Origin of the sequence: Chitinophaga sp. SYP-B3965 (assembly GCF_009647655.1) — a bacterium.
GTDB lineage: Bacteria > Bacteroidota > Bacteroidia > Chitinophagales > Chitinophagaceae > Chitinophaga.
In genome coordinates this window covers 1-22,270 of the sequence record NZ_WJFD01000010.1, presented here as the reverse complement: position 1 = coordinate 22,270, position 22,270 = coordinate 1, and the positions used below count along the sequence as shown (strand labels likewise).

Here is a 22,270-nt window from a genome sequence, read left to right as displayed (position 1 = left end):
AATGACCACAATATGAAAAAGATATTCTTCTTACTTACGATATTACTTACGGGATGCGGCAAAGATTTCCTGGTAAGGCCGCCGCTGAACCAGATCTCCCAGGAAAGTTACTGGAAAACAGAAAGAGATGCCGTATTTGCCACCAATGCCATTTATGATGCTTTACAAATGGATCTCGGCTACCGCCTTGGTACCATGATGTTTGGTGATGTAGCAGGTGATGATATGAACTGTTTTGACCCTAACTGGTTCGTGAAGGTGGATAACTTCACTATTAACACATTGGATGACCAGGTATTTTCCTCCTGGCGTGCATGGTGGGCTGGTGTTGCCCGTGCCAATTCTGTGATCATGCGGGTGCCAGCCATAGAGATGAATGCAGAACTGAGGACCCGCCTTGTGAATGAAGCGAAATTCCTGCGTGCCGTATGTTACTTTAACATCGTAAATATCTGGGGCGATGCGCCTTTGATGACCACGGAATTGAATCAAAAAGAACTGCTGTCTGTAAAAAGAGATCCAAAAGCTTCCATCTGGCTGCAGATTGAAAAGGATTTTGCGGATGCAGAGGCCTTGCCTTTGCAATATGGCAGCACGGATGCAGGAAGAGCCACCAAAGGTGCGGCCAAAGCATTTCTTGCCAGGTCTTATCTTTACCAGGGTAAGTTTGAACTGGCGGCTGCGAAAGCAAAAGAAGTAATAGACCTCCATGTATACAAACTGCATGATCAATACATCAAAAATTTCCAGACGGCTTATGAGAATGGTGTTGAATCTGTTTTTGAAATACAATTCGTAGCCGGTACCGGCGGCTGGGGGCCGAATGAAGGTAACTGGGCACCTTCCTATACAGGCCCTTCAGGTCCGTATGTGCCATCAGGCGCATGGAGCATTATTGTTCCGGAAATGAACCATGTGCAGATCTATGAGGTAGGTGATAAACGCAGAGCAGTGAATATTTTCGAAGCCGGTTCGGTATATAATGGCGTTCCGTACAATACTACCTGGTCTCCCACCGGCACCAGTCTCGCGAAATATATTGTTGGCGATCCGCCGGTAATGACGGAAGGCATGGTAGATGGGGCACGCAACATGCCCGTGATCCGATATTCGGATGTATTATTAATGTATGCGGAAGGATTGAATGAAAGTAATAAAACAGCAGATGCTGTTCCTTATGTGGATAGTATCCGTTTACGTGCTAACCTCTCCCCCTTACCTGCCATGACCAAAGAAACATTGCGGACTGCCATAATGCAGGAACGCCGGATAGAATTCTTTGGCGAAGGACAACGGTTCTTTGATCTCAGAAGAATGGGGAAGGCGGATGAATTTATCCGGGTGAAAGCGGGTAAGACGAATTATTCCGAACCCAAGAACCTCTATTTCCCTATACCGAAAAAGGAGATTGATCTAAATAATCTACTGATCCAAAACCCTGAGTATTAAAAGATCAAAAAAGGCTGTATCGCAATGATGCAGCCTTTTTTGTGTACCCTCCTCCCCAATCTGCCCCATTATTCCGCCTTCATTTCCTGTTGTTTTCCTGCTGTTTTCCTGCTGTTTTCCTGCTGTTAGTCGTGGACTGGATTTTGCCCCTTTATCTGTAGCAAACATCATTTTATCATATTTTCAAAAAGGATAACCATGAAAAAGAGAATCACGCCTATTGGTATTGTCAGCATTTTTGTTGTGATGATCCTGGCACAGACGAGTATCAGTTATTCCGCTCAGCCGGTAATGACAATGCAACAGGAAAAGCAGGATACTATTCCTAAACATAAGAAGGATACTTCTATGAAGAAACATAAAGACTGGCCAAAGAAAGATACGACCAACAAACCGCGCAGGGACACTTTCCCGGCTGCGAACAGGAAATAATTTTGTGAATGCTCAAGGATAATGGCTGGTCTGTGTCTCTTTAAACAGGCAGGGCCGGCCATTTTTTTTAACTAAAACGATTGACATGAGTATTGGATTTTGGGTATTTGTAGGATTAATAGCACTCCTGGTGATCTATATTATTTTACAAACCAGCAGTAACACAAGAGACAGAGGAGCGGATAAACTTATCAACAGGAATAAACCTCCTTATGATATTGACAATAAAACCGCAGGCAGCGGGGATTGAGCAATAGCACTATCCGTATTATTGAAATAACCTATGTAAAATAGGTTATTTCTTATCATGTTGCCCCGCTTTGGTAAATCGGGAAAAGTTTCAGATATTGTTTGTGGCTGTCGTACACTGAATCGCAAGCACAACCAAACACTTCCAGAAACGAGACTGCCTTTTGCAGTGCAATTTGATGAGCAAAGAAGAGTTCAATACGGAGATAATTAACAACCGCAACAGGGACGCAGATGCTTTTAATGTGATGTACAGGCAATATTATGAGAGTTTGTGCCTCGTATCATTAAAGTATGTGAAAGACCTTCATATTGCGCGGGAGATAGTGCAGGAACTCTTCATGAAGATCTGGGAAAACCCCATTCCTCATACTGACCCCGGCGCTATCAGGGGATACCTTTACCGTTCCGTGATCAACCTTTCTCTCAACCACCTTTCCCGGGAAAAGAACATTCAGCGCCACCATCAGCAGATTGCTGCCATGCAAACGGAGGAAGATGTGAATGCCCTCCATGAGGAGCAGGATTTCAAGATCCATTTGTATAATGCGATAGAACGTTTACCGGATCAGTGCCGGAAGGTTTTTCGCATGAGTCGTTTTGAAGGTATGAAGTACCGGGAAATTGCCGCCGCCCTCAATATTGCGGAGAAAACGGTGGAAAATCATATTGTTAATGCCCTGCGGCTCTTGCGGGAGCGGATGTTTCAGAAGAATTAAGGCTGTATGCCTGCCCAAATTTGCCTGGGCAGCGAGGGTGGTTTTTATTTTTTTGAGATTTTTTTTTCTCTTCCACTAGTGGGGTATCCCACCCTTAATTGTTCTATGGGTATTAAACCCACGTACCCATGAGCATCAACCAAGATCTAATCGATAAGATTGTCCGGTTAATGGAGCATCCCGAGGATGAAACGTTACGCCAGGAAATAGACGTTTGGCGCGCCGCAGCGCCGGAAAATGAAGTAACCTATCGTGAGTATATGCGATTATGGGATACTTCTGCAACCCTGCAACCATTGGCAGCGTTGCGACAGGATCCTTTACAGCCATTTATAGCACAGGCACCCAAAGTCCGGTTCCGATGGATACGTTACGCCGCAGCTGCCGTTGTATTGGGCATTGCAGCCTGGTTTGCCTTCTTCCGCCAGCAACCGGTGGAAATGATCACATTGGCCACCAAAGCCGGCCAAACGGATTCTATCCGGCTGGCAGATGGTTCCCGCGTGATCCTGGCAGAGAATACCACACTGCGTTATCCCGCTACTTTCAGTCATCATGTTACGCTGGAAAATGGAAAGGCCTTTTTTGACATTGCACCTGATCCGGAACATAAGTTCATGGTGAACATGCCTTCTTCCAGCATTACTGTATTAGGCACCTCCTTTAATATTGAAGCGGGCAAAGAAAAGATTGCCGTGAATGTAAGCAGTGGCAAGATCCGTTTTGAAGGAGCCGGTGACAACTCGCATACTATACTGGAAGCGGGTAAAGCACTGGTATATGATCCCCAGCTGCAAAAAGTACTGGAAGTAGAAAAAGCCAACCCGAATGAAAATGCATGGGCCACGGGTGAGTTGATCTTTGAAGATGCTTCGCTGGCCGCAGTTTGCCAGCAACTGGAAAAAACCTATGAAGTGAAAATAGTTATCAGCAATAATATATCCACTTCTGGCAAACTCAATGTGAAATTCTCTAACAGTTCACTGCAAGAAGTGCTGGATGTACTGGAGGCTACTTATCCCATAAAGATCAGTAAGCAAGCCAACCAGCAGATCCTTATTACCAGGAAGTAAGTAACCTACACATTTTTCAACCAAAAATCTCTCAGCTTATGAGTACTTGCATAACAAAGCGAAAAGGAAGGACCTTGCTATTCCTTCTTTTATGGCCGCTAACAGGCAGTGTGAGCCTGGCGGCCCTCCCCCCGGAAGTAGTTTCCCAGCTCGTTGCAAATGGTAATGCGGATATGAAACTACCGGCATTGCTGAAAAAATTAGAGTTGCTCTACAAGATCACTTTTGTGTACGATGCAGATGTGATCAGCAAGGAAACGAGTGTTCCCCTGCATTCAGATAATCCTTCGCTGGATGAAGTGATGAATTCTTTAAAGCAGATAGGGATCAGTTACAAAAAGATCGGTGATAAAGTGATCCTTCAAAAGGCAGCTGTTCCCGTTACGCATGTGCAGCGGGAAATGGTGGTGAAAGGCACTGTTGTGCAAAAGAACCGTGAGGGAGCTGAAGAACCGCTGCCCGGAATCACTATCGTGGAAAAAGGTACAAATAATGGTACACAATCAGACGGAGCAGGTAATTTCTCCATTAAAGTAAATGATGGTGCTACGCTTTTATTCACGATGATCGGGTATAAACCTAAAGAGATAAAGATCACACAGGGCCACCTGGATATGAAAGTGCTGATGGAAGAAAGCATCAGCAGTTTGGGGGAAGTGGTGGTTACCGGTTACCAGAATATTGATAAAAAACTCTTTACGGGTTCTGCTACTAAACTGAAAGCGGAAGATGTGAAAATGGAAGGTACCATTGATATCAGCAGGATGCTGGAAGGCCGTGCTGCAGGGGTTTCTGTACAGAATGTATCGGGTACTTTCGGAGCTGCTCCCAAAGTAAGGGTGCGTGGCGCTACTTCCATCAGGGGCGAAAACAAACCGTTGTGGGTAATAGATGGTGTGATCCTGGAAGATGTGGTGAATGTATCTAACGATCAGCTTTCCAGTGGAGACCCGCTGACACTCATCGGTTCTTCTGTTGCAGGGATCAATGCGGATGATATTTCTACATTTGAGATCCTGAAAGATGCTGCTGCTACTGCGATGTATGGTGCAAGAGCGATGAACGGGGTGATCGTGATCACTACAAAGAAAGGACGTATTGGTAAACCGCTGGTTTCTTATACGGGGAACTTCTCTACTTTCCTGAAGCCTACCTACAGCACTTTTAACCTGATGAACTCTGCAGACCAGATGTCTGTATACGCAGAGATGAACCGCAAAGGCTGGCTGAACCTGGGTCCTACGCTTACAGCTCCTAATGGTGGTGTTTTCACTAAAATGTACCAGCTCATTAATACGGATGATCCTGTTACGGGCGATTTTGCATTAGAAAATACACCGGAAGCACAGGCTGCATTCCTGGAAAGATATGCACGTACCAATACAGACTGGTTTGATATCCTCTTCAAGAATTCATTTGTACAGGAACATGCCATTAGTATTTCTTCCGGTACGGACAAATCCCAGCATTACTTCTCTGCAAGCATGTATAATGATAACGGATGGACAGTGGGCGATAACGTGAAGCGTTATACGATGAACCTGAATAATAACTACCAGTTATCCAATAAGCTCACTGCGAGGGTGATTGCTACAGGATCTGTGCGGGAACAAACAGCACCTGGCTCTCTCACCAGAGGAAGTAATGTGGTGGAAGGACAATACACCCGTGATTTCGATATTAATCCTTTCAGCTATTCTCTTAATACCAGCCGCGTGCTCACTGCTTATGATGAGGACGGGGACCAAGAATACTTCACCCGTAATTATGCTCCTTTTAACATCCTGAATGAATTAAAGCAGAACACGATCAAGCTGAACATGCTGGACCTGAAGTTACAGGGTGATCTGAACTATAAGATCAATAAGAACTGGGACTACACGGTACTGGGTTCTGTACGGTATGTAAAAACTTCCCGTGAACACCGCATCACAGAATATTCCAACATGGCTGGCGCATTCAAGGCAGCGGCTTCTTCCACTATCCGTGAGCGGAACCGTTTCCTCTACAGTGATCCGGACCATCCGGAAGCAGACCCACAAGTGGTATTGCCACAGGGTGGTTTCTACAACAGGAACGAAGATTACCTGGTGAGTTATTATGCGCGCCACGTATTGAACTATAAAACACTCATCGGCAACCATAACATCAGCTGGATGGGTGGCCAGGGGATTAAATATGCCAACCGCCAGAATGCCTGGAACAATGGTTACGGATACCAGTATGATAAAGGTGGTACGCCTTTTACGGATTACCGCATCATCAAACAAATGCTGGAAGGTAACTACAACTATTACGGCATGGAGCAATACTATGACCGTCACCTGGAATACTTCACCACTGCCCGTTACGCATGGAAGGACAAATATGTGGCGGAAGCCAGTTTGCGGTATGATGGTTCCAATCAGATGGGTGCTTCCCGCACTGCGCGCTGGTTACCTACCTGGACATTCTCCGGTGCCTGGAACGTTGATATGGAGCCCTTCTTCCAGCAACAGCATATGCTGGACTTCCTGAAAGTACGTGCATCTTATGGATTGAACGCCAGTTTTGGACCTGCTACGAATTCCTCTGTGGTGTTCAACAACGGGTCATCCCTTCGTCCTTATTTATCAGAAACAGAATCCCGCATAGATATCAGGAGCCTGGAAAATTCAGAGCTGACCTGGGAGAAAAACTATGTGGCCAATATTGGTGTTGACCTTGGATTGCTGAAAAACAAACTGACCCTTACGGCGGATGTTTATCAACGTAATGGTTTTGATCTGATAGATAACTTCCGCACTTCCGGCATTGGTGGGCAGGAAACGAAATCTGCGAACTATGCGGATATGAAATCCAAGGGTATTGAATTTACCATTGGTGCGAAGATACTGGACAGCAGGTCATTCAGCTGGCGTACCAACCTCACATTTGGTTATAATACCGGCAAGATCACCAATTTGAAAAGTCTTCCCCGCATTTATGATCTCGTGATTCCGGAAGGTGGGCCGAAAGAAGGAAATGCCGTACGCGGCCTTTACTCGATTGACTTTAAAGGTCTTGATCCTGAAACAGGCACTCCCCTCTTTATCGACGAAGGTGGTAAGGAAACCAATAATGTATACCTGCAAAGCACCAATACTTCTTACCTCCATTATGAAGGTTCTGTAGACCCGCTCTATACAGGTGGTCTGTCTAACGTGATCCGTTATAAAGATCTTACGCTGAATATTTTCTTCACGTACCAGGCGGGTAATAAAATAAGGCTGAATCCTGCTTACAAGAATACCTATAACGACCTGGATGCCATGCCAAAGGAATTCCTGGACCGCTGGACATTACCGGGAGATGAAAAGATCACCAATGTGCCTTCTATCATGGATCCCCTCCGTTATCAGTTAACGAATGGGGTGTATCCTTATAATACTTACAACTATTCCAGTGTAAGGGTGGCTGATGGTTCTTTTGTGAGATTGAAGACCGTTTCCCTGCAATACAACCTGCCACATAACATGCTGAGCAGGATCGGTATTGGTACTGCTTCTGTGAACCTGGTAGGCACTAACCTCTGGTTGGTATATGCGGATAAAAAGCTGAAGGGGCAGGATCCGGAATTCTTTACATCTGGTGGTGTGGCTTTACCGGTACCGCGTCAATTCACTTTTTCACTTAAAGTGGGTCTTTAACGCTTAAAACTTGAATCATGAAGAAAATTGCTTTATATACTATACTGCTCAGTAGCCTGACTGTAAGCAGCTGCAAAAAATACCTGGAGCAGGCCCCTGATCAAAGGGCTGATCTCAATACCCCGGAAAAGGTATCTGAGTTGCTGGTATCCGCTTACCCTCGTGCTAATTACTTTACATTTTGCGAGGCCATGTCTGATAATGTTACGGACAACTTTGGTGCTGCCAATCAGTATCCGATCAATTCCCTTCCATATATATATGATGATGTGATAGAAACCAACCAGGATTCTCCCATCTTTTACTGGAACAATTGTTATGATGCCATCGCATCTGCTAACCAGGCATTGGATGCTATCAAAAAAGCAGCCGATCCTGAGAAGTACACGGCACAAAAAGGAGAAGCATTGGTAGCACGTGCTTATGCCCATTTCATGCTGGTTTCCCTCTTCTCTAAATTCTATGATCCTGCTACTGCTGCAACTGATCCGGGCATTCCTTATGTGCTGGAGCCGGAAACAGTGGTTTCAAAGAAATATGAGCGTAAAACGGTAGCATACGTATATGAGATGATTGAGAAAGACCTTACAGAAGGTATTCCTTTGATCAATAACAATGCTTATAAAATACCGGCTTATCACTTTACGAAAAAAGCAGCGCATGCTTTTGCTACCCGTTTCTATCTCTACAAACAGGCCCCGGATAAAGTAATTGAGCATGCGGGACTGGCCTTTCCGGGCAACAGCATTTTACAGAACATGCGTAACTGGATCAACGGTTACTATCAAATGAGTTCGGACGCTGTGGCGCTTGCTTATACTAAAGCAACTGAACCAGCCAACCTCCTGATCGGTGAAACTAGTTCCTGGTATGGCCGCCGGTTCAGGTCTTACCGTTTCTCTTCCGGTGTAAAAGCAACAGACGCCATCTTTGGCGGTGGTGGTAAAGCGAATCTTACAGGCGGAACGATGGTATACAGGTTATTCACCCAGAATTCCCTGAACTACTATGTACGGAAATTCCAGGAGCATTTTGTACGCACCAGCATCAATGCCAGCACAGGTGTTGGTTATAATATGGTGCCTTTGTTCACCACGGAAGAAGTGTTGATGAACCGCGCAGAGGCTTACGTTCAGAAGAAAGATTATGAAAATGCCCTCAAGGATATTAACCTCTTCATCAGTCAGCGTGTAGTGAGTTACGTGGCGGCTACCCATAACCTCACTGAAGCTAAAGCGCTTACTTTTTATAAAACAACGGATGTACAGGTAGCATTGACCAATGCTGTTCTTGATCTGAAACGTATGGAAACTATTCATGAAGGTTTACGCTGGTTTGATATTCTCCGTCACAAAATGACGGTAGTGCATACACTCTGGGATGGCGACACCATTACATCCAAACCTGGTGACCTGAACAGAGTATTGCAATTACCAGAGCAGGCGAACCTGGCAGGCATTGAATTAAATCCCCGTTAACCGGTAAAACAAGGCAACATGAAAAAACATATTATATATCTCCTGCTCTGCTCTTTCTTATTTGCTGCATGCAAAAAGAAAGAGGACGTCAGCAAACCGATACTTGGCCTGGAAGGTGATACCTGGCCAAAGGGTCCTATTGATGAGTGGCTGTACAATACCTTCACCAAACCTTACAACATCCAGGTAAAATATCGTTGGGATGCTTCTGAGCTGGCACTGGATAAAAGACTGGTTCCTCCTTATGAAGACAAGATCCAGCCGCTGATGGAAGTAGTGCGCAAAGCCTGGATAGATGTTTATTCCAAAGAAGCGGGAGAACCTTTCATCCGGAAATTCTGCCCTAAACAATATGTACTGGTGGGCAGTCCGGAATACAACACGAATGGTACCATTACACTCGGCCAGGCTGAAGGTGGTATTAAGGTGACGCTCTTCCGGGTGAATGAGTTTTCTAATACAGACAGGGACATTACCAAGCGGGTATTAAAAACGATCCACCATGAATTTGCGCATATCCTGCATCAGAATATCATGTATCCTCCGGAGTTCAAACTGATCACGCCATCTGTGTATACTTCTTCCTGGAACCAGTTGAGTGACGACGCGGCACGTTTGCTGGGTTGCATCACACCTTATGCTTCTTCTGCTGTGGATGAGGATTTTGTGGAAATGGTAGCGGTCATGCTCACAGAAGGCAAAGCGAATTATGAAGCGATCGTGAACACGATTCCTAATCCTGCTGCTATTGCATCTATCCGCGCGAAAGAAAATATTGTGGTGACCTATTTCAAACAGGTGTACAATATTAATTTCGACAGTTTGCAGAATTCAACACAGGTGGCTTTGAATAGTTTTGCACCTTTCAAATTCCGGCACATCATAGGCCCCGGTAAGATCTACAGTTCCATCAATATCAACCCTGCCAGGCTTACTGGCCTGTCCGCAGATTTCAACACCCGCTGGGCAGCCGCTAAAACCGGGCTGGCTGCGGTAGGTGCTGCCAACAGGGTATTGGATTCCATGAAACTGGTGGTAACGGGAGAGCAAACCATTGTGGCAACTTTCATGTACAGGAATCAGGCGGGCGTCAACTTTACGGCATCTTTTACTTATACCATGAACCCGGATGCCAATGGAGTGACTATGCTAACACTCACTACCAAGGATGGTAATGCAAGCGTGGTAGAGCCCGGCCTGGTATCTATCACTACCAATTACCTGGCTGCTTTCCCTTTCAAACTGGATTATTATACGGGATATCCTAAAACGGGTACGCCGGAGCAATACGCAGGTTTATTAAACCAAACCACGCCCGCAGCTTACATGATAGGCTTGTTAGGTAAATAACCCTTTAAAAAAGCAACATGAAAAAAACACTCACATACCTGATAATATTAGCCGGCCTGATCTCCGGTTGTAAAAAAGAAGATGATCCGATATTAGGTGATCCGGATAAAAGGCTCGCTGAAGTACTGGGTAATATTCAAAAAGATCTGCTGAGTTCACCCGGTGGATGGAAAGCAAATGTTTTCACCGGTGCTAACAATGGCTATTCCTTCTACATGCAGTTTACAGATAAAGGCCGGGTAACGATGACCAGTGATATTGATACGGTGAGTGCTATCACTCCCAAAGAAAGCAGTTATCGTCTGAAGGCATTACAACGCCCTACCCTGATCTTTGATACTTATAATTACCTCCACCTGCTGGCTGATCCTGATCCCAGTAAGCTGGGCGGTACTGTAGGTATTGGACTGATCAGTGAATATGAATTTGCCTGGGTGGAAACCAAGGGAGATTCTATGAAGGTGAAAGGCACTTTCTATGACATGCCGGTTACATTCGTAAAAGCAACAGCGGCAGAGCAGCAATTGTATGCTGCCGGCAGGATCAAAACGATCATGAAGCTGACTTCGAAATATGCAACGGACAGTAAATTCCTGTTCGTGCAACTGGCGGATAACCGTAAGATCACCATCGGCGTTGATTCAAAAACTAAACGTTTGACCTTCAGTTATGTGGATGATCAGCAGATAGTGGTTACACAATCGGTGGGCTTCAGTTTTACTTTGAAAGGCATCCAGTTGGCTCAGCCCTACGGCAATGCCACAGAAAGTTTCTCTGAATTATTATGGGATGATGTGAAAGGCATCTACTATGTAATGGTGGGCACCAAACGTTATGAATTCCAGGCGTCCACCACTCCTATTATTCCGCTGGAACTTACATTGGGTAGTGGGAAAGCCAATACCATCCTCATCTACAATCCTTTAACAGTACCGGTGAACCTGAATGCAGATTTCAACACCAGGTACAATGCTGCTAAAACAGGATTGGCGGCAGTGGGTAATGCCGGCCGTGTGCTGGATTATGTGCAGGTGATGTTCAACCCTGCTAATGAAACGGTGATCCGTTTCTACTACAGAAATACAGCGGGCACTGCTTTCCAGGCTAACTTCCTGTATACGATGGCAAAGGCAGCGAATGGAGACATTACGTTTACGTTTGTTTCCAGGGATAACAACGCGAATGTTGTAGGGGCTGGGTTTGTATCCATAACGGATTATTTCACTAACAATACCTTTAAAATGGACTGGGTTTCCAACCCTTCCAGTGATCTACTGCTCGGCGGTTTGTACAACAAAGCTAATCCTGCATCTTATTACTACGGAACCCTGTCAAAATGATCATCTGATCATCGCTAGTACCAGAGAGAAAGGAGGGCAACCAGTGAATGGTTGCCCTTTCCTATTATAAACGGCTATATGACCGAAATAGCATACATTACATCGTATTGGAAAGCAATACAGGCCATATCTTTCGCATATGACTTTTAATAAGCACAAATTGGATGAGTATATACCCGCTCCTATGGCTTAATCTTTACATTTATGCTTTTCTCTCAATTAAACATCCAAAGCATCCTCCTTGCGGACGATGATAATGATGACTGCCTTCTTTTTAAAGACGCTCTGGAAGAATTGCCCCTATCCGCCGCCCTTACTACCGTATTTGATGGTGACCAGCTCATGCAATTGCTGACAAAAGAAGACGCCCAGCTTCCCGATGTTCTTTTCCTCGACCTTAATATGCCCCGTAAAAATGGGTTCCAATGTTTAGTAGAAATAAAAAACGATGCGAAACTAAACAAGCTTCCCATCATTATATTCTCTACTTCTTACGAACCAGACATTGCCAGCCAGCTTTACCAGAACGGGGCTATGCACTATATTCAAAAGCCCAATGAGTTTACCAAACTCAAAAATGTGATCTATGATGCAATAAACGTTGCAGCACAGAGAAATTCAACACAGCCTTCCATTGAAGGATTTGTGTTACTTACTGACTCTTACAACAATGACTACAAACAAAACACTGATTAAGTCATCCAACCTATTTCCCGTAGTAGGTATTGGCGCTTCTGCCGGCGGGCTGGATGCATTTAAACGGTTGTTAAAAGCTATTCCTGAAAAGTCAGGCATAGCCTACGTGTTAGTACAACACCTGGATCCCAGCCATGAAAGTATGCTCTCTGCCCTCCTGCAAAAAGTGACCAATATTCCTGTATTAGAAATTAAGGATGATGTGATCGTGGAACCAGATCATATTTACATTATTCCCAGCAATAAAATGTTGCTGGCTAATGATGGCGTCCTTGAACTCAGTCCCCGCCCACCAAAATCCAACAATGAGCGATACCTGCCTATAGATATTTTCTTTGCTTCACTGGCGGAAGTGCATCAATCCCATGCTATTGGTGTGGTATTATCCGGTACTGCTTCAGATGGCACGCTGGGACTAAAAGCCATTAAAGATCATGGGGGCATTACCTTTGCGCAGGACGAAACTTCCGCAGCGTATGACGGCATGCCTTCCAGTGCCATACAGGCAGGGGCAGTTGACTTTATCCTTACCCCTGAAAACATCCCGCAAAAATTACTGGAGATCACACAGCATATTAATAAGAGTGGAACGGAGGAACAGTCAGACGAAGAAGTGTTCAAACAGATCCTTTTACTGCTACGCATCCGTAAGGGAACTGATTTTACTTACTACAAACAAACCACGATACGAAGAAGGATACTTCGCAGAATGGTGCTTAATAAAAACGAAGTACCGTCTGCTTATCTTAAACATATACGGGAACATGCCAATGAACTGGATGTTTTATTCCAGGACCTGTTAATTCCTGTTACCAGTTTTTTCCGCGATCCTAAAACCTTTGATAATTTATATGATTCGGTGTTCCCCGTTATTCTAAAGAACAAAATATCAGGAGAACCCATACGCATATGGGTAGCAGGCTGCAGTACCGGTGAAGAGGCTTATTCCTTTGCTATCTGCATCAAAGAGTTTTTGGGAGACAACCTGGAAAAAGTGCAAATATTTGCTACAGACCTGAGTGAACGGGCCATTACCAAAGCCAGGGCAGGTATCTATACAAAAAACGAAGTAGAGGGATTAACGCCACATCATTTAGAGCGCTACTTTACTAAAACCCTGGGGGGCTACCTGATCAATAAAGAAGAACGGGATATGTGCGTATTTGCGGTACATAATTTCCTGAAAGATCCTCCTTTTGGCAAAATAGATCTTATCAGTTGCCGCAATGTGCTTATCTATATGGAGCCTTACCTGCAAAAGAAGGCACTCACCACTTTTCACTATGCTTTAAATGCCAAAGGATATATGTTGCTGGGCAAATCAGAAACCAGCAGTAGTGTACCTGATCTTTTTACATTTGTGGGCAAGAACGATAAATTATTCATCCGGAAGGGTGTAACAGGGCAGTTTGTGCAAGTGGCCACCCAGCCACGTGAACCAGCTGCCGGCCATACAGGAAATACACCCATGATCGTGAATACGAGGACGGACTTTCAAAAAACCGCGGATGATATTTTGCTCAGCAAATACACACCTGCCAGTGTGGTGATCAATGAAGCGATGGACATTCTCCATTTCCGGGGCAGTACCAGTAATTACCTGGAGCAATCACCAGGGAAACCCAGCCATAACCTGCTTAAAATGGCGAAAAGCGGGTTGGGATTTGAACTGCGTAATATCCTGCATAAAGTTAAAAAGGAAAAAGCCGCTGTTATCAAGGAAAATATCCCGGTACAGGGAGTGGACGGCCTTCGCATCATCAATATTGAAGCTATTCTTTTACCTAATTTAGTAGAGCCACATTACCTCATCCTCTTTCATGAAAATTCTTTAAAGGCAAACTCGCCCTTCAATTCAAAAATAAAGAAAGAAGATAAAGACCTGCTGATACAACAATTAGAAAAAGAACTGGGGCAAACCCGGGATGATATGCGCACCATTTCTGAAGACCAGGAAGCAGTAAATGAAGCACTGCAAAGCGCTAATGAAGAGTTATTGAGCAGCAGTGAAGAATTACAGAGCCTGAATGAAGAACTGGAAACCAGCAAAGAGGAACTGCAAAGTACCATTGAAGAATTAACGGTGGTGAATCAGGCCATGGTGGGCCTGAACGATATGCTTACCATAGAGAAAAATTATGCGGAAGCTATTGTAGCCACTATCAGGGAACCACTGGTAGTATTAGACCAAAACCTGCGGGTAAGTACCGCCAACAGGAGTTTTTATAAAAAATTCCTGTTAAATGACCTGAACACAAAAGGTGTTTCCATTTATGAACTGGGTAACGGGCAATGGGATATTCCGGCACTGAGGACCTTGCTGGAAGCCATTCTTCCGGAGAAAGAAAGCTTCTTTGATTTTGAAGTGGCCTATGATTTTTCATCCACGGAGCAGCGAACGCTGTTATTAAATGCACATGAAATTTTAAAAGAAAACGGAACAGAGAAATTAATACTGCTGGCCATTGAGGATATTACTGAGCGGAAAAAAACGGAGGATGACCTGGAAGCAGCCATCGCCAACAGTACAAAAGAATTACGGCATGCGAATGAAGAACTCCAGCAAAAGAACCAGGAAAGTATTCTGAGTAAATACAACAAACTTTTCCTCACGGCCTTTTCCGAGAAGTTCTCCCCCTATAAGATCCATCTTGAGTTCTTCAATTCTGTAGCATTATATATTGCGGACCTCACCCACCTGGACTATGTTTTTGTGGGTAAATATGAGCAAAATGATCAGGAAGAGTTATACATGCATACTATTGCGCTGGCTTCTTTTGGGAAATTAGCGGGAAATATTCATTATCCTTTGCCCAGTGGTTCTTTTGAACAGGAAATACGCGGCAGCCACGCATTTCCGCTCAAATTTGCTATAGAAGGTTATATCGGATACCCTTTATTTGATACGCAAGGGAATGAACACGGGGTGATTGCTGTGATGCATGGAAAGAAGATAGAAGATACGGAAACGGTATCTTCTATCCTGAAAGTGGTGGCGAGGCGTGCAGAAATAGAACTGGAACGCATAAAGAATGAAAACAGGCTGGCACAACACAACACCATACTTCTCAAAAAGAATGAGGAGCTGCAGAATATGAACAAGGAACTGGAATCCTTCACCTATGTTTCCAGCCATGATCTGCAAGAGCCGCTTCGTAAGATACAGACCTTCACCACCCGCCTGATGGAAAAGGAGGATGCTAATTTATCCGAAAACGGGAAGGACTATTTCCAGCGGATCAGGAATGCCGCCAACAGGATGCAAACGCTGATCCAGGACTTGCTGGCTTATTCGCGCACAAATGTCACGGAGCAAAAATTTGAAAGAGCAGACCTTAATATTGTTCTCAAAATTGTATTGGAACAGCTGAAAGATGTTATACTGGAAAAGAATGCCATTATCATCGCAGATGAACTATGCGAGGCCGATATCATTCCTTACCAGTTCCAGCAACTCCTGCACAACCTCATTGGCAATGCCCTCAAATTCGCCCAACCTGATATTCCACCCCGTATAACGATCACCAGTGAAATTGGCCATGGCAGCAAATTTCAACACGAAACATTACTACCTAAGAAAAAATATTGTTGTATCACCATTACAGACAATGGCATTGGCTTTGATCCCACGTACAGCACCAAGATCTTTGAACTTTTCCAACGCCTGCATGGTAAAGGGGATTATCCCGGTACCGGCATCGGCCTTGCCATCGTAAAAAAGATCGTGGAAAATCATAATGGTATAATTACGGCTTCCGGCACTTTAAATGTGGGCGCTGTGTTTACCATCTATATTCCTGATCAGGACATCCAGGCATTACAGGAAGGTGTGTCAGTCGTTCACTTTCACCCCGAATAACCTCTCCTGCAAAGCCTGGAACACTACAAACAAAACAGGAATAATAAACAAGCCCAGCACAACTCCAAACAGCATCCCTCCAATAGCGCCAGACCCAATAGCGCGATTGCCCTGTTCTGTTGCGCCTTTTGCAAACAATAAAGGTAACAGGCCGGCAATGAAGGCAAAGGAAGTCATGAGAATAGGCCGAAGCCTTAATTTCGCAGCTTCCAAAGCAGCATCCAGCAATGCTTTGCCTGCTCTCCTTCTTTGTATCGCAAACTCCACGATGAGGATAGCATTCTTTGCTAACAAACCTATCAGCATGATCAAAGTGATCTGCACATAAATATTATTGGTTACATCCATCATACGGATGAAAGCAAATACACCTAAGATCCCTGTTGGCAATGATAACATCACGGCCATCGGCAAAATGTAACTCTCGTATTGTGCGGCCAGCAGGAAATACACAAATACTACGCACAGTCCGAATATGAATATTGTCTGTGAACCGGAGGATTGTTCTTCTCTTGCCATGCCTATATATTCATGGGAGAAACCAAGAGGCAATGCTGCGGCTACTTCGTTCACGGCTTTCATGGCATCGCCGGAAGAGAAGCCTTGTTTGGCCTGTACGCTTACGGTGATGGCATTTGCCTGGTTCAGGTGATTGATCACTTCGGGACCGAATACACGTTTCAGTTGGGCTATTGATCTAACGGGCACCATTTCTCCATATACATTTTTCACATGGATATAGTCCAGGCTGCTTTCATCTGCACGATAAGGTACATCTGCCTGTACCACTACACGGTAATATTTTCCGAAGCGGTTGAAATCAGAAGCATATACACTGCCATAATAGGCCTGCATGGTATTCAACACATCACTAACTTCTACGCCTAATTGTTTTGCTTTCACATCATCTACTTCCAGTTGGAATTGCGGGAAGTTGGCGTTGAAGGAAGTATAGGCGGTTCCTATTTCCGGACGGTTCTGCAGATCTGCGATGAAGCGGTCCGCTTCTCCTGCCAGTTTGCTGATAGGGCCGCCGGTGTTATCTTTCAGTACTACATCTACACCATCTATAGAACCAAATCCCTGTACGGTGGGCATGATGAAGGTGAAGGAATTACCTTCCGGGAAACTGTAGAAAAGGGTATTGATGGAATCGACGATGCTGTTGATGTCTGAAAATTCGCCGCGTTCTTTTTTGGGTCTTAGTGTGGCATATATAGAACCGTAAGAAGGGGAGACACTTGCTGCCATGAGGTTCTCTCCTACTACCATAGAACTGAATTCTACGGCTTCCATCTGGCTGATCTTTTTGTGTACACTGTCCAGCACTTTTTTTGTGCGGGAATACCCTGCGCCGGGTTGCATGTTTAAGGTGGAAATAACAATGCTCTGATCTTCTGTGGGGATGAAGGCTTTGGGTGTGGTGCTGGCTAAGGCAAAAGTGGCGATGCCTACAATCACTAAACCTCCCAGTGCCAGCCATTTACGGCGGATCAGGAAATGCGCGGCATTTATGTATTTTGCTGATGTAACTTCAAATGCGGTATTGAAATACTGGAAGAAACGATGTTTCTTTTTATGATCACTTTTTAGCAGCAGGGCACATAATGCAGGACTCAGCGTTAATGCGTTCACGGCAGAAAGTACAATGGCTATGGCCAGCGTGAAAGCAAACTGCCGGTAGAAAACACCTACCGGTCCTTCTGTGAGACCAATTGGTAAGAACACGGCAGCCATGACCAGTGTGATGGAAAAGATAGCACCGGTGATCTCGCTCATGGCGGTAACGGTGGCAGTTTTCGGATCAGCTCCCTGGCTCAGTTTACTATGCACTGCTTCCACTACCACTACTGCATCATCTACTACAATACCAATGGCCAGTACCAATGCAAAGAGGGTAAGAAAATTGATGGTGAGGCCAAATACCTGCATGAAGAAAAAGGTACCGATGATAGAAACCGGCACTGCTATTGCAGGAATAAGGGTGGAACGGAAATCCTGGAGGAAGATGAACACAACGATGAATACGAGGATAAAGGCTTCTATCAAAGTGCCCTTTACCTGTGCGATGGCTTCGTCCAGGAAACCTTTCGTGCTGAAACTAACGAGATAATCTAATCCGGTTGGGAATGACTTCTTTGCTTTCTCCATCACTTTCAGGATCTCCGTTTGGATATCATTGGCGTTGGAACCAGGGGTCTGGTAGATGAACATGCCGGCGTCCGGCCTGCCGTTGGAGGTAACGGCTGATGCATAAGCATGATCCAGAGATCCCAGTTCCACGCGGGCTACATCTTTCAGGCGCATCACTTTTCCGCCCGGCTCTGCGCGGATCACGATGTTCTCATAATCCGGTTCTTTATTCATTTTTCCTTTGTACCGGATGGCATATTCAAAAGCCACTTCACTGCCTTCTCCCAAACGGCCGGGCGCTGCTTCCAGGTTCTGATTGTTGATAGCTGTGATCACTTCCTGGGGGCTCATGTTGTAAGCGGCCAGCTGTGCGGGGTTCAGCCAGATGCGCATGGCGTAATCTTTACTTCCGTACATGGCTACTTTACCCACCCCCTGCACCCTTTGAATTTGAGGAATCAGGTTGATGAGCATATAATTGTTGACGAACTCTCCATCGTAACGGCCGTCTGTTGACAGCAGGTCGATGAACATGATCATACTGTTCTGTTGTTTCGAAGTGATCACACCGGCTTCCACCACTTCTTTCGGTAATTGATTGGTGGCCTGTGCAATACGGTTCTGTACATTTACAGAAGCCTGGTCCGGATCGGTACCGGGTTTGAAAAAGACGGAGATCACCAATGTGCCATCATTGGAGGAAGAGGAGGACATGTACGTCATGTTATCTACCCCATTGATCACTTGTTCCAAAGGGGTGGCTACTGCGCGGGCTACGGTTTCTGCATTGGCGCCGGGGTATCTGGCAGATACTGCCACGGAGGGTGGTGCAATATCAGGGAAGATCTCCATGGGTAAGCTTTTCAAGGACAGTAGACCGAGAATAACAAGGATGACAGATACTACGGAGGCCAGCACGGGCCGGTTGATTATTTTTCTGAGCATAATGTAAAACTGCTCAGAATCCGGGGGCCAAACAATCAGGGAAAAAAGATTCCCTACAGGATAAATTTATCCCTATAGGCCTGTGGCCCGCTTTGCAGAATTTTTCCCTATCGCGTAAATTTATTTCCGCATCCGATCATCCTCCTGACTCATCATACCTCAATTTTGCGGCGGATAAACCAACGGCAGTTCTTTACTGCCATCAGCCAATAAATATATCATGATGAAGAAATTTACATTATTTGTCCTGGCGCTGTTTTTCACTGCGATAGGCGCGCAGGCACAAAATCCAACCGGGCATATTAAAGGGACGATCAAAACCAACGACGGTCAATTTGCTCCTTTTGTAACGGTGCAGATCAAAAACAAGAACAGAGGTGTAGTAACAGACGAGAAGGGCGTATTCAACTTCCGTAAGATCGCTCCGGGCCAATATACTTTGCTGGTATCCCTCCTGGGTTACGAAACAACAGAGCAAACTGTAACGGTAACCGCTAATGAAACAACTTCCGTTGCATTTGAAGTAAAGGTATCCAATACGCAATTGCAGGAGGTGATCATCAAAGACCGCCAGCTGAAATTCGCGAAAAAGGAAAGTGATTACATTGCCCGCTTACCGATCAAAAATATTGAGAACCCACAGGTGTATAACGTGATCGGGAAAGAGCTGATGAAAGAACAGGTGATCACTACCTTTGATGATGCCATCAAAAATGCGCCGGGTGTGAGTCGTTTATGGTCTTCTACCGGCAGGCCGGGTGATGGCGCAGGATATTTTTCCATTCGTGGTTTTGCAGTGCAGCCTACCATGATCAATGGTATTGCGGGATTAACCAATGGTTCCATTGACCCTGCCAATATTGAAAGGATTGAAACGATCAAAGGCCCTTCCAGTACTTTGTTTGGCAGCAGCCTCATTTCTTTTGGGGGATTAATGAACATTGTCACTAAACGCCCTTATGAAAATTTTGGCGGAGAGATCAGTTATACCGGTGGTGGTTATGGCCTTAGCAGGATCACTGCTGATGTAAATACTCCCCTGAATGCAGATAAATCTGCTTTACTGCGTGTGAATGGCGCCTACCATTATGAAGGCAGTTTCCAGGATGCCGGTTTCAAAAAATCTTTCTTCCTGGCGCCCAGCTTATCTTATAAGGTAAATGAGAAAGTCTCTTTCCTTGTAAATGCAGAGTTCTACAATGGAGAAAATACCAACCCGCTGATGGTATTCCTGCATCGTACACGTCCTCTGAAAGCTACTACGCCAGCCGAACTGCACATGGACTTCAATCGTTCCTATACTGCTAACGACCTCACGAATAAAACACCTACGGTGAATTTATACGGGCAGGTCAACTATAAGTTATCTGATAAATGGACATCTCAAACTAATCTTTCCAGAAGTGTGCGTAAAAGTGATGGGTATTATTCTTATGTGATGTTCACAGACCAGGGTGGCAGACAGAATGATACACTCATCAGCCGCTACATCTATACCCAGAACTCTATTTCTACCACTACGGGTATCCAACAGAATTTTATTGGCGACTTTAAGATCGGCAATATGAGGAACAGGGTGGTGTTTGGATTGGATTATCTTAGCCAGCAACAGACCAATAACAACTCAGCCAGTGCATTGTATGATTCTGTAGATGTGACTAACGCCAAGGATGTAAATTATGGCAAAGTAAACAGGCAGGCGGTGGATGCAAAGCTTGCACAACTTGTAGCTGGTGGTCAAAAAAACACTTCCAACAACGCTACTTACAGTGCTTATGTTTCCGATGTGCTGAACATCACTCCTCAGTTCATAGCAATGCTGAGTGTGCGGGTAGATCATTTCGACAATAAAGGATCTGTTAATAACCTTACAGGTGTAAAAACCGGTAACTATAGCCAAACGGCGGTATCTCCCAAGTTTGGATTGGTATACCAGGTGGTGAAGGACAAGATCGGGATCTTTGCGAACTACATGAATGGGTTCAAAAATGCTGTCGCTCCTGCTTTCCCATTGCCTGAACTGGTCACTACATTTAAACCGCAGCAGGCTAACCAGTTTGAAGGTGGTATTAAAATGGATGCATTAAATCATAAATTGAACTTCACTGCGAGTTATTATGATCTGGAAGTGTCCAACATGTCCATGCCTGCTTCTATTATAAAAGAAGGGGTTACCTATAACTATAGTGTTCAGGATGGAACACAGCGTAGTAAAGGTGTTGAATTCGACCTTACTGCCAGTCCTGTTAACGGGCTGAACATTGTTGCGGGTTATTCCTTCAACGATAGCAAGATGGTAAAGTCGGATGTGAATGTGCTGGGTAGAAGGCCGGTGAGTGCAGGGCCTGAGCAACTGGCTAATCTTTGGATCAGTTATACGATCACTGGTGGTAAAGCGCAGGGATTAGGTGCTGGTGTTGGTGGAAATTATGCGAGTGAGAATATTATCACCAATGATAAGAGAACGGGAACTTTCACTTTACCTTCTTATACTATCTTCAATGCTACGGTATTCTATAATGTGAAAGCGTTCCGCCTGGCGGTGAAGCTGGATAATATTGCTAACAAGGAATATTTTGGTGGATGGACAACTGTTGAGAAGCAAATGCCAAGGCGTTTGGCTGCGAGTGCGGCGTTTAAGTTTTAATTGCTTTTTTAATTATTTAGAAGAGGGTGCCTGAGAGGGTGCCCTTTTTTTTGGCTGGGGGTTTTTTATTGTATTCTTATTAAAAAAAATCGCTCATTAGAGAATAAACCGTACAAGTGAGTGACCTTTAGATTTGTATGGATAAAATAATGGATTAAATTGAAGGAAAGAGATGGGGTGAACTAAGTGAGTGACTGGGCAGGAGGCCCATGTTGTGTATTAGTCCCCATCT

At 44.8% G+C, this 22,270-nt stretch carries 13 protein-coding genes; 12 read left to right on the top strand and 1 reads right to left on the bottom strand.

Translation table 11 applies throughout. The features are described 5' to 3' along the window. The first annotated feature begins 12 nt into the window (after positions 1-12). The 11 genes from GFS24_RS28740 to GFS24_RS28690 all read left to right on the top strand — a co-directional run bounded on the left by GFS24_RS28740 (position 13) and on the right by GFS24_RS28690 (position 16,313). Positions 13-1,449: a RagB/SusD family nutrient uptake outer membrane protein gene (locus tag GFS24_RS28740; protein WP_153665956.1), complete on the top strand. Its 1,437-nt coding sequence runs from the start codon at positions 13-15 to the stop codon at positions 1,447-1,449. A 198-nt stretch (positions 1,450-1,647) separates the two neighbouring features. Next, positions 1,648-1,881, top strand: coding sequence for a hypothetical protein (locus GFS24_RS28735; RefSeq protein WP_153665954.1), 234 nt, complete (start codon positions 1,648-1,650; stop codon positions 1,879-1,881). A gap of 85 nt (positions 1,882-1,966) precedes the next feature. Beyond that, positions 1,967-2,131: a hypothetical protein gene (locus GFS24_RS28730; RefSeq protein WP_153665952.1), complete on the top strand. Its 165-nt coding sequence runs from the start codon at positions 1,967-1,969 to the stop codon at positions 2,129-2,131. A gap of 178 nt (positions 2,132-2,309) precedes the next feature. Further along, positions 2,310-2,849, top strand: a complete 540-nt coding sequence (locus GFS24_RS28725) for an RNA polymerase sigma-70 factor (RefSeq protein WP_153665950.1) — start codon at positions 2,310-2,312, stop codon at positions 2,847-2,849. 128 nt (positions 2,850-2,977) lie between these two features. Then, on the top strand, positions 2,978-3,922 hold the full coding sequence (locus GFS24_RS28720; protein WP_153665948.1) for a FecR domain-containing protein: 945 nt from the start codon (positions 2,978-2,980) through the stop codon (positions 3,920-3,922). Positions 3,923-3,960: 38 nt separating this feature from the next. Beyond that, entirely contained in the window at positions 3,961-7,590 is a 3,630-nt protein-coding gene (locus GFS24_RS28715; RefSeq protein ID WP_153665946.1) for a SusC/RagA family TonB-linked outer membrane protein, read from the top strand. Between the two features lie 17 nt (positions 7,591-7,607). After that, a complete protein-coding gene (locus tag GFS24_RS28710; RefSeq protein ID WP_153665944.1) occupies positions 7,608-9,068 on the top strand; it encodes a RagB/SusD family nutrient uptake outer membrane protein in 1,461 nt (486 codons plus the stop codon). Positions 9,069-9,086: 18 nt separating this feature from the next. Further along, positions 9,087-10,418 (top strand): substrate import-associated zinc metallohydrolase lipoprotein, encoded by a 1,332-nt coding sequence (locus GFS24_RS28705; protein ID WP_153665942.1) that lies wholly within the window; start codon positions 9,087-9,089, stop codon positions 10,416-10,418. A gap of 17 nt (positions 10,419-10,435) precedes the next feature. Continuing rightward, entirely contained in the window at positions 10,436-11,758 is a 1,323-nt protein-coding gene (locus GFS24_RS28700) for a DUF4302 domain-containing protein (protein ID WP_153665940.1), read from the top strand. Positions 11,759-11,962: 204 nt separating this feature from the next. Beyond that, positions 11,963-12,454, top strand: coding sequence for a response regulator (locus tag GFS24_RS28695; protein WP_153665938.1), 492 nt, complete (start codon positions 11,963-11,965; stop codon positions 12,452-12,454). Continuing rightward, positions 12,429-16,313, top strand: coding sequence for a chemotaxis protein CheB (locus tag GFS24_RS28690; RefSeq protein ID WP_153665936.1), 3,885 nt, complete (start codon positions 12,429-12,431; stop codon positions 16,311-16,313). Before GFS24_RS28695 ends, GFS24_RS28690 begins: the two co-directional genes overlap by 26 nt. On the opposite strand, the gene GFS24_RS28685 is transcribed toward GFS24_RS28690, so the two are convergent. Then, positions 16,287-19,391 (bottom strand): efflux RND transporter permease subunit, encoded by a 3,105-nt coding sequence (locus GFS24_RS28685; protein WP_153665934.1) that lies wholly within the window; start codon positions 19,389-19,391, stop codon positions 16,287-16,289. The two genes, GFS24_RS28690 and GFS24_RS28685, sit on opposite strands and share 27 nt — an antisense overlap. 220 nt (positions 19,392-19,611) lie before the next feature. Here GFS24_RS28685 and GFS24_RS28680 point away from each other — a divergent pair, with 220 nt between their 5' ends. Continuing rightward, positions 19,612-22,038 (top strand): TonB-dependent receptor, encoded by a 2,427-nt coding sequence (locus GFS24_RS28680; RefSeq protein WP_153665932.1) that lies wholly within the window; start codon positions 19,612-19,614, stop codon positions 22,036-22,038. The last annotated feature ends 232 nt before the right edge of the window (positions 22,039-22,270 follow it).

Coding starts and splice junctions, on each gene's coding strand:
- GFS24_RS28695 (WP_153665938.1), top strand. CDS start 11,963: ATGCTTTTCTCTCAATTAAACATCCAAAGCATCCTCCTTGCGGACGAT.
- GFS24_RS28720 (WP_153665948.1), top strand. CDS start 2,978: ATGAGCATCAACCAAGATCTAATCGATAAGATTGTCCGGTTAATGGAG.
- GFS24_RS28730 (WP_153665952.1), top strand. CDS start 1,967: ATGAGTATTGGATTTTGGGTATTTGTAGGATTAATAGCACTCCTGGTG.
- GFS24_RS28735 (WP_153665954.1), top strand. CDS start 1,648: ATGAAAAAGAGAATCACGCCTATTGGTATTGTCAGCATTTTTGTTGTG.
- GFS24_RS28700 (WP_153665940.1), top strand. CDS start 10,436: ATGAAAAAAACACTCACATACCTGATAATATTAGCCGGCCTGATCTCC.
- GFS24_RS28710 (WP_153665944.1), top strand. CDS start 7,608: ATGAAGAAAATTGCTTTATATACTATACTGCTCAGTAGCCTGACTGTA.
- GFS24_RS28685 (WP_153665934.1), bottom strand. CDS start 19,391: ATGCTCAGAAAAATAATCAACCGGCCCGTGCTGGCCTCCGTAGTATCT.
- GFS24_RS28705 (WP_153665942.1), top strand. CDS start 9,087: ATGAAAAAACATATTATATATCTCCTGCTCTGCTCTTTCTTATTTGCT.
- GFS24_RS28680 (WP_153665932.1), top strand. CDS start 19,612: ATGATGAAGAAATTTACATTATTTGTCCTGGCGCTGTTTTTCACTGCG.
- GFS24_RS28725 (WP_153665950.1), top strand. CDS start 2,310: ATGAGCAAAGAAGAGTTCAATACGGAGATAATTAACAACCGCAACAGG.
- GFS24_RS28690 (WP_153665936.1), top strand. CDS start 12,429: ATGACTACAAACAAAACACTGATTAAGTCATCCAACCTATTTCCCGTA.
- GFS24_RS28715 (WP_153665946.1), top strand. CDS start 3,961: ATGAGTACTTGCATAACAAAGCGAAAAGGAAGGACCTTGCTATTCCTT.
- GFS24_RS28740 (WP_153665956.1), top strand. CDS start 13: ATGAAAAAGATATTCTTCTTACTTACGATATTACTTACGGGATGCGGC.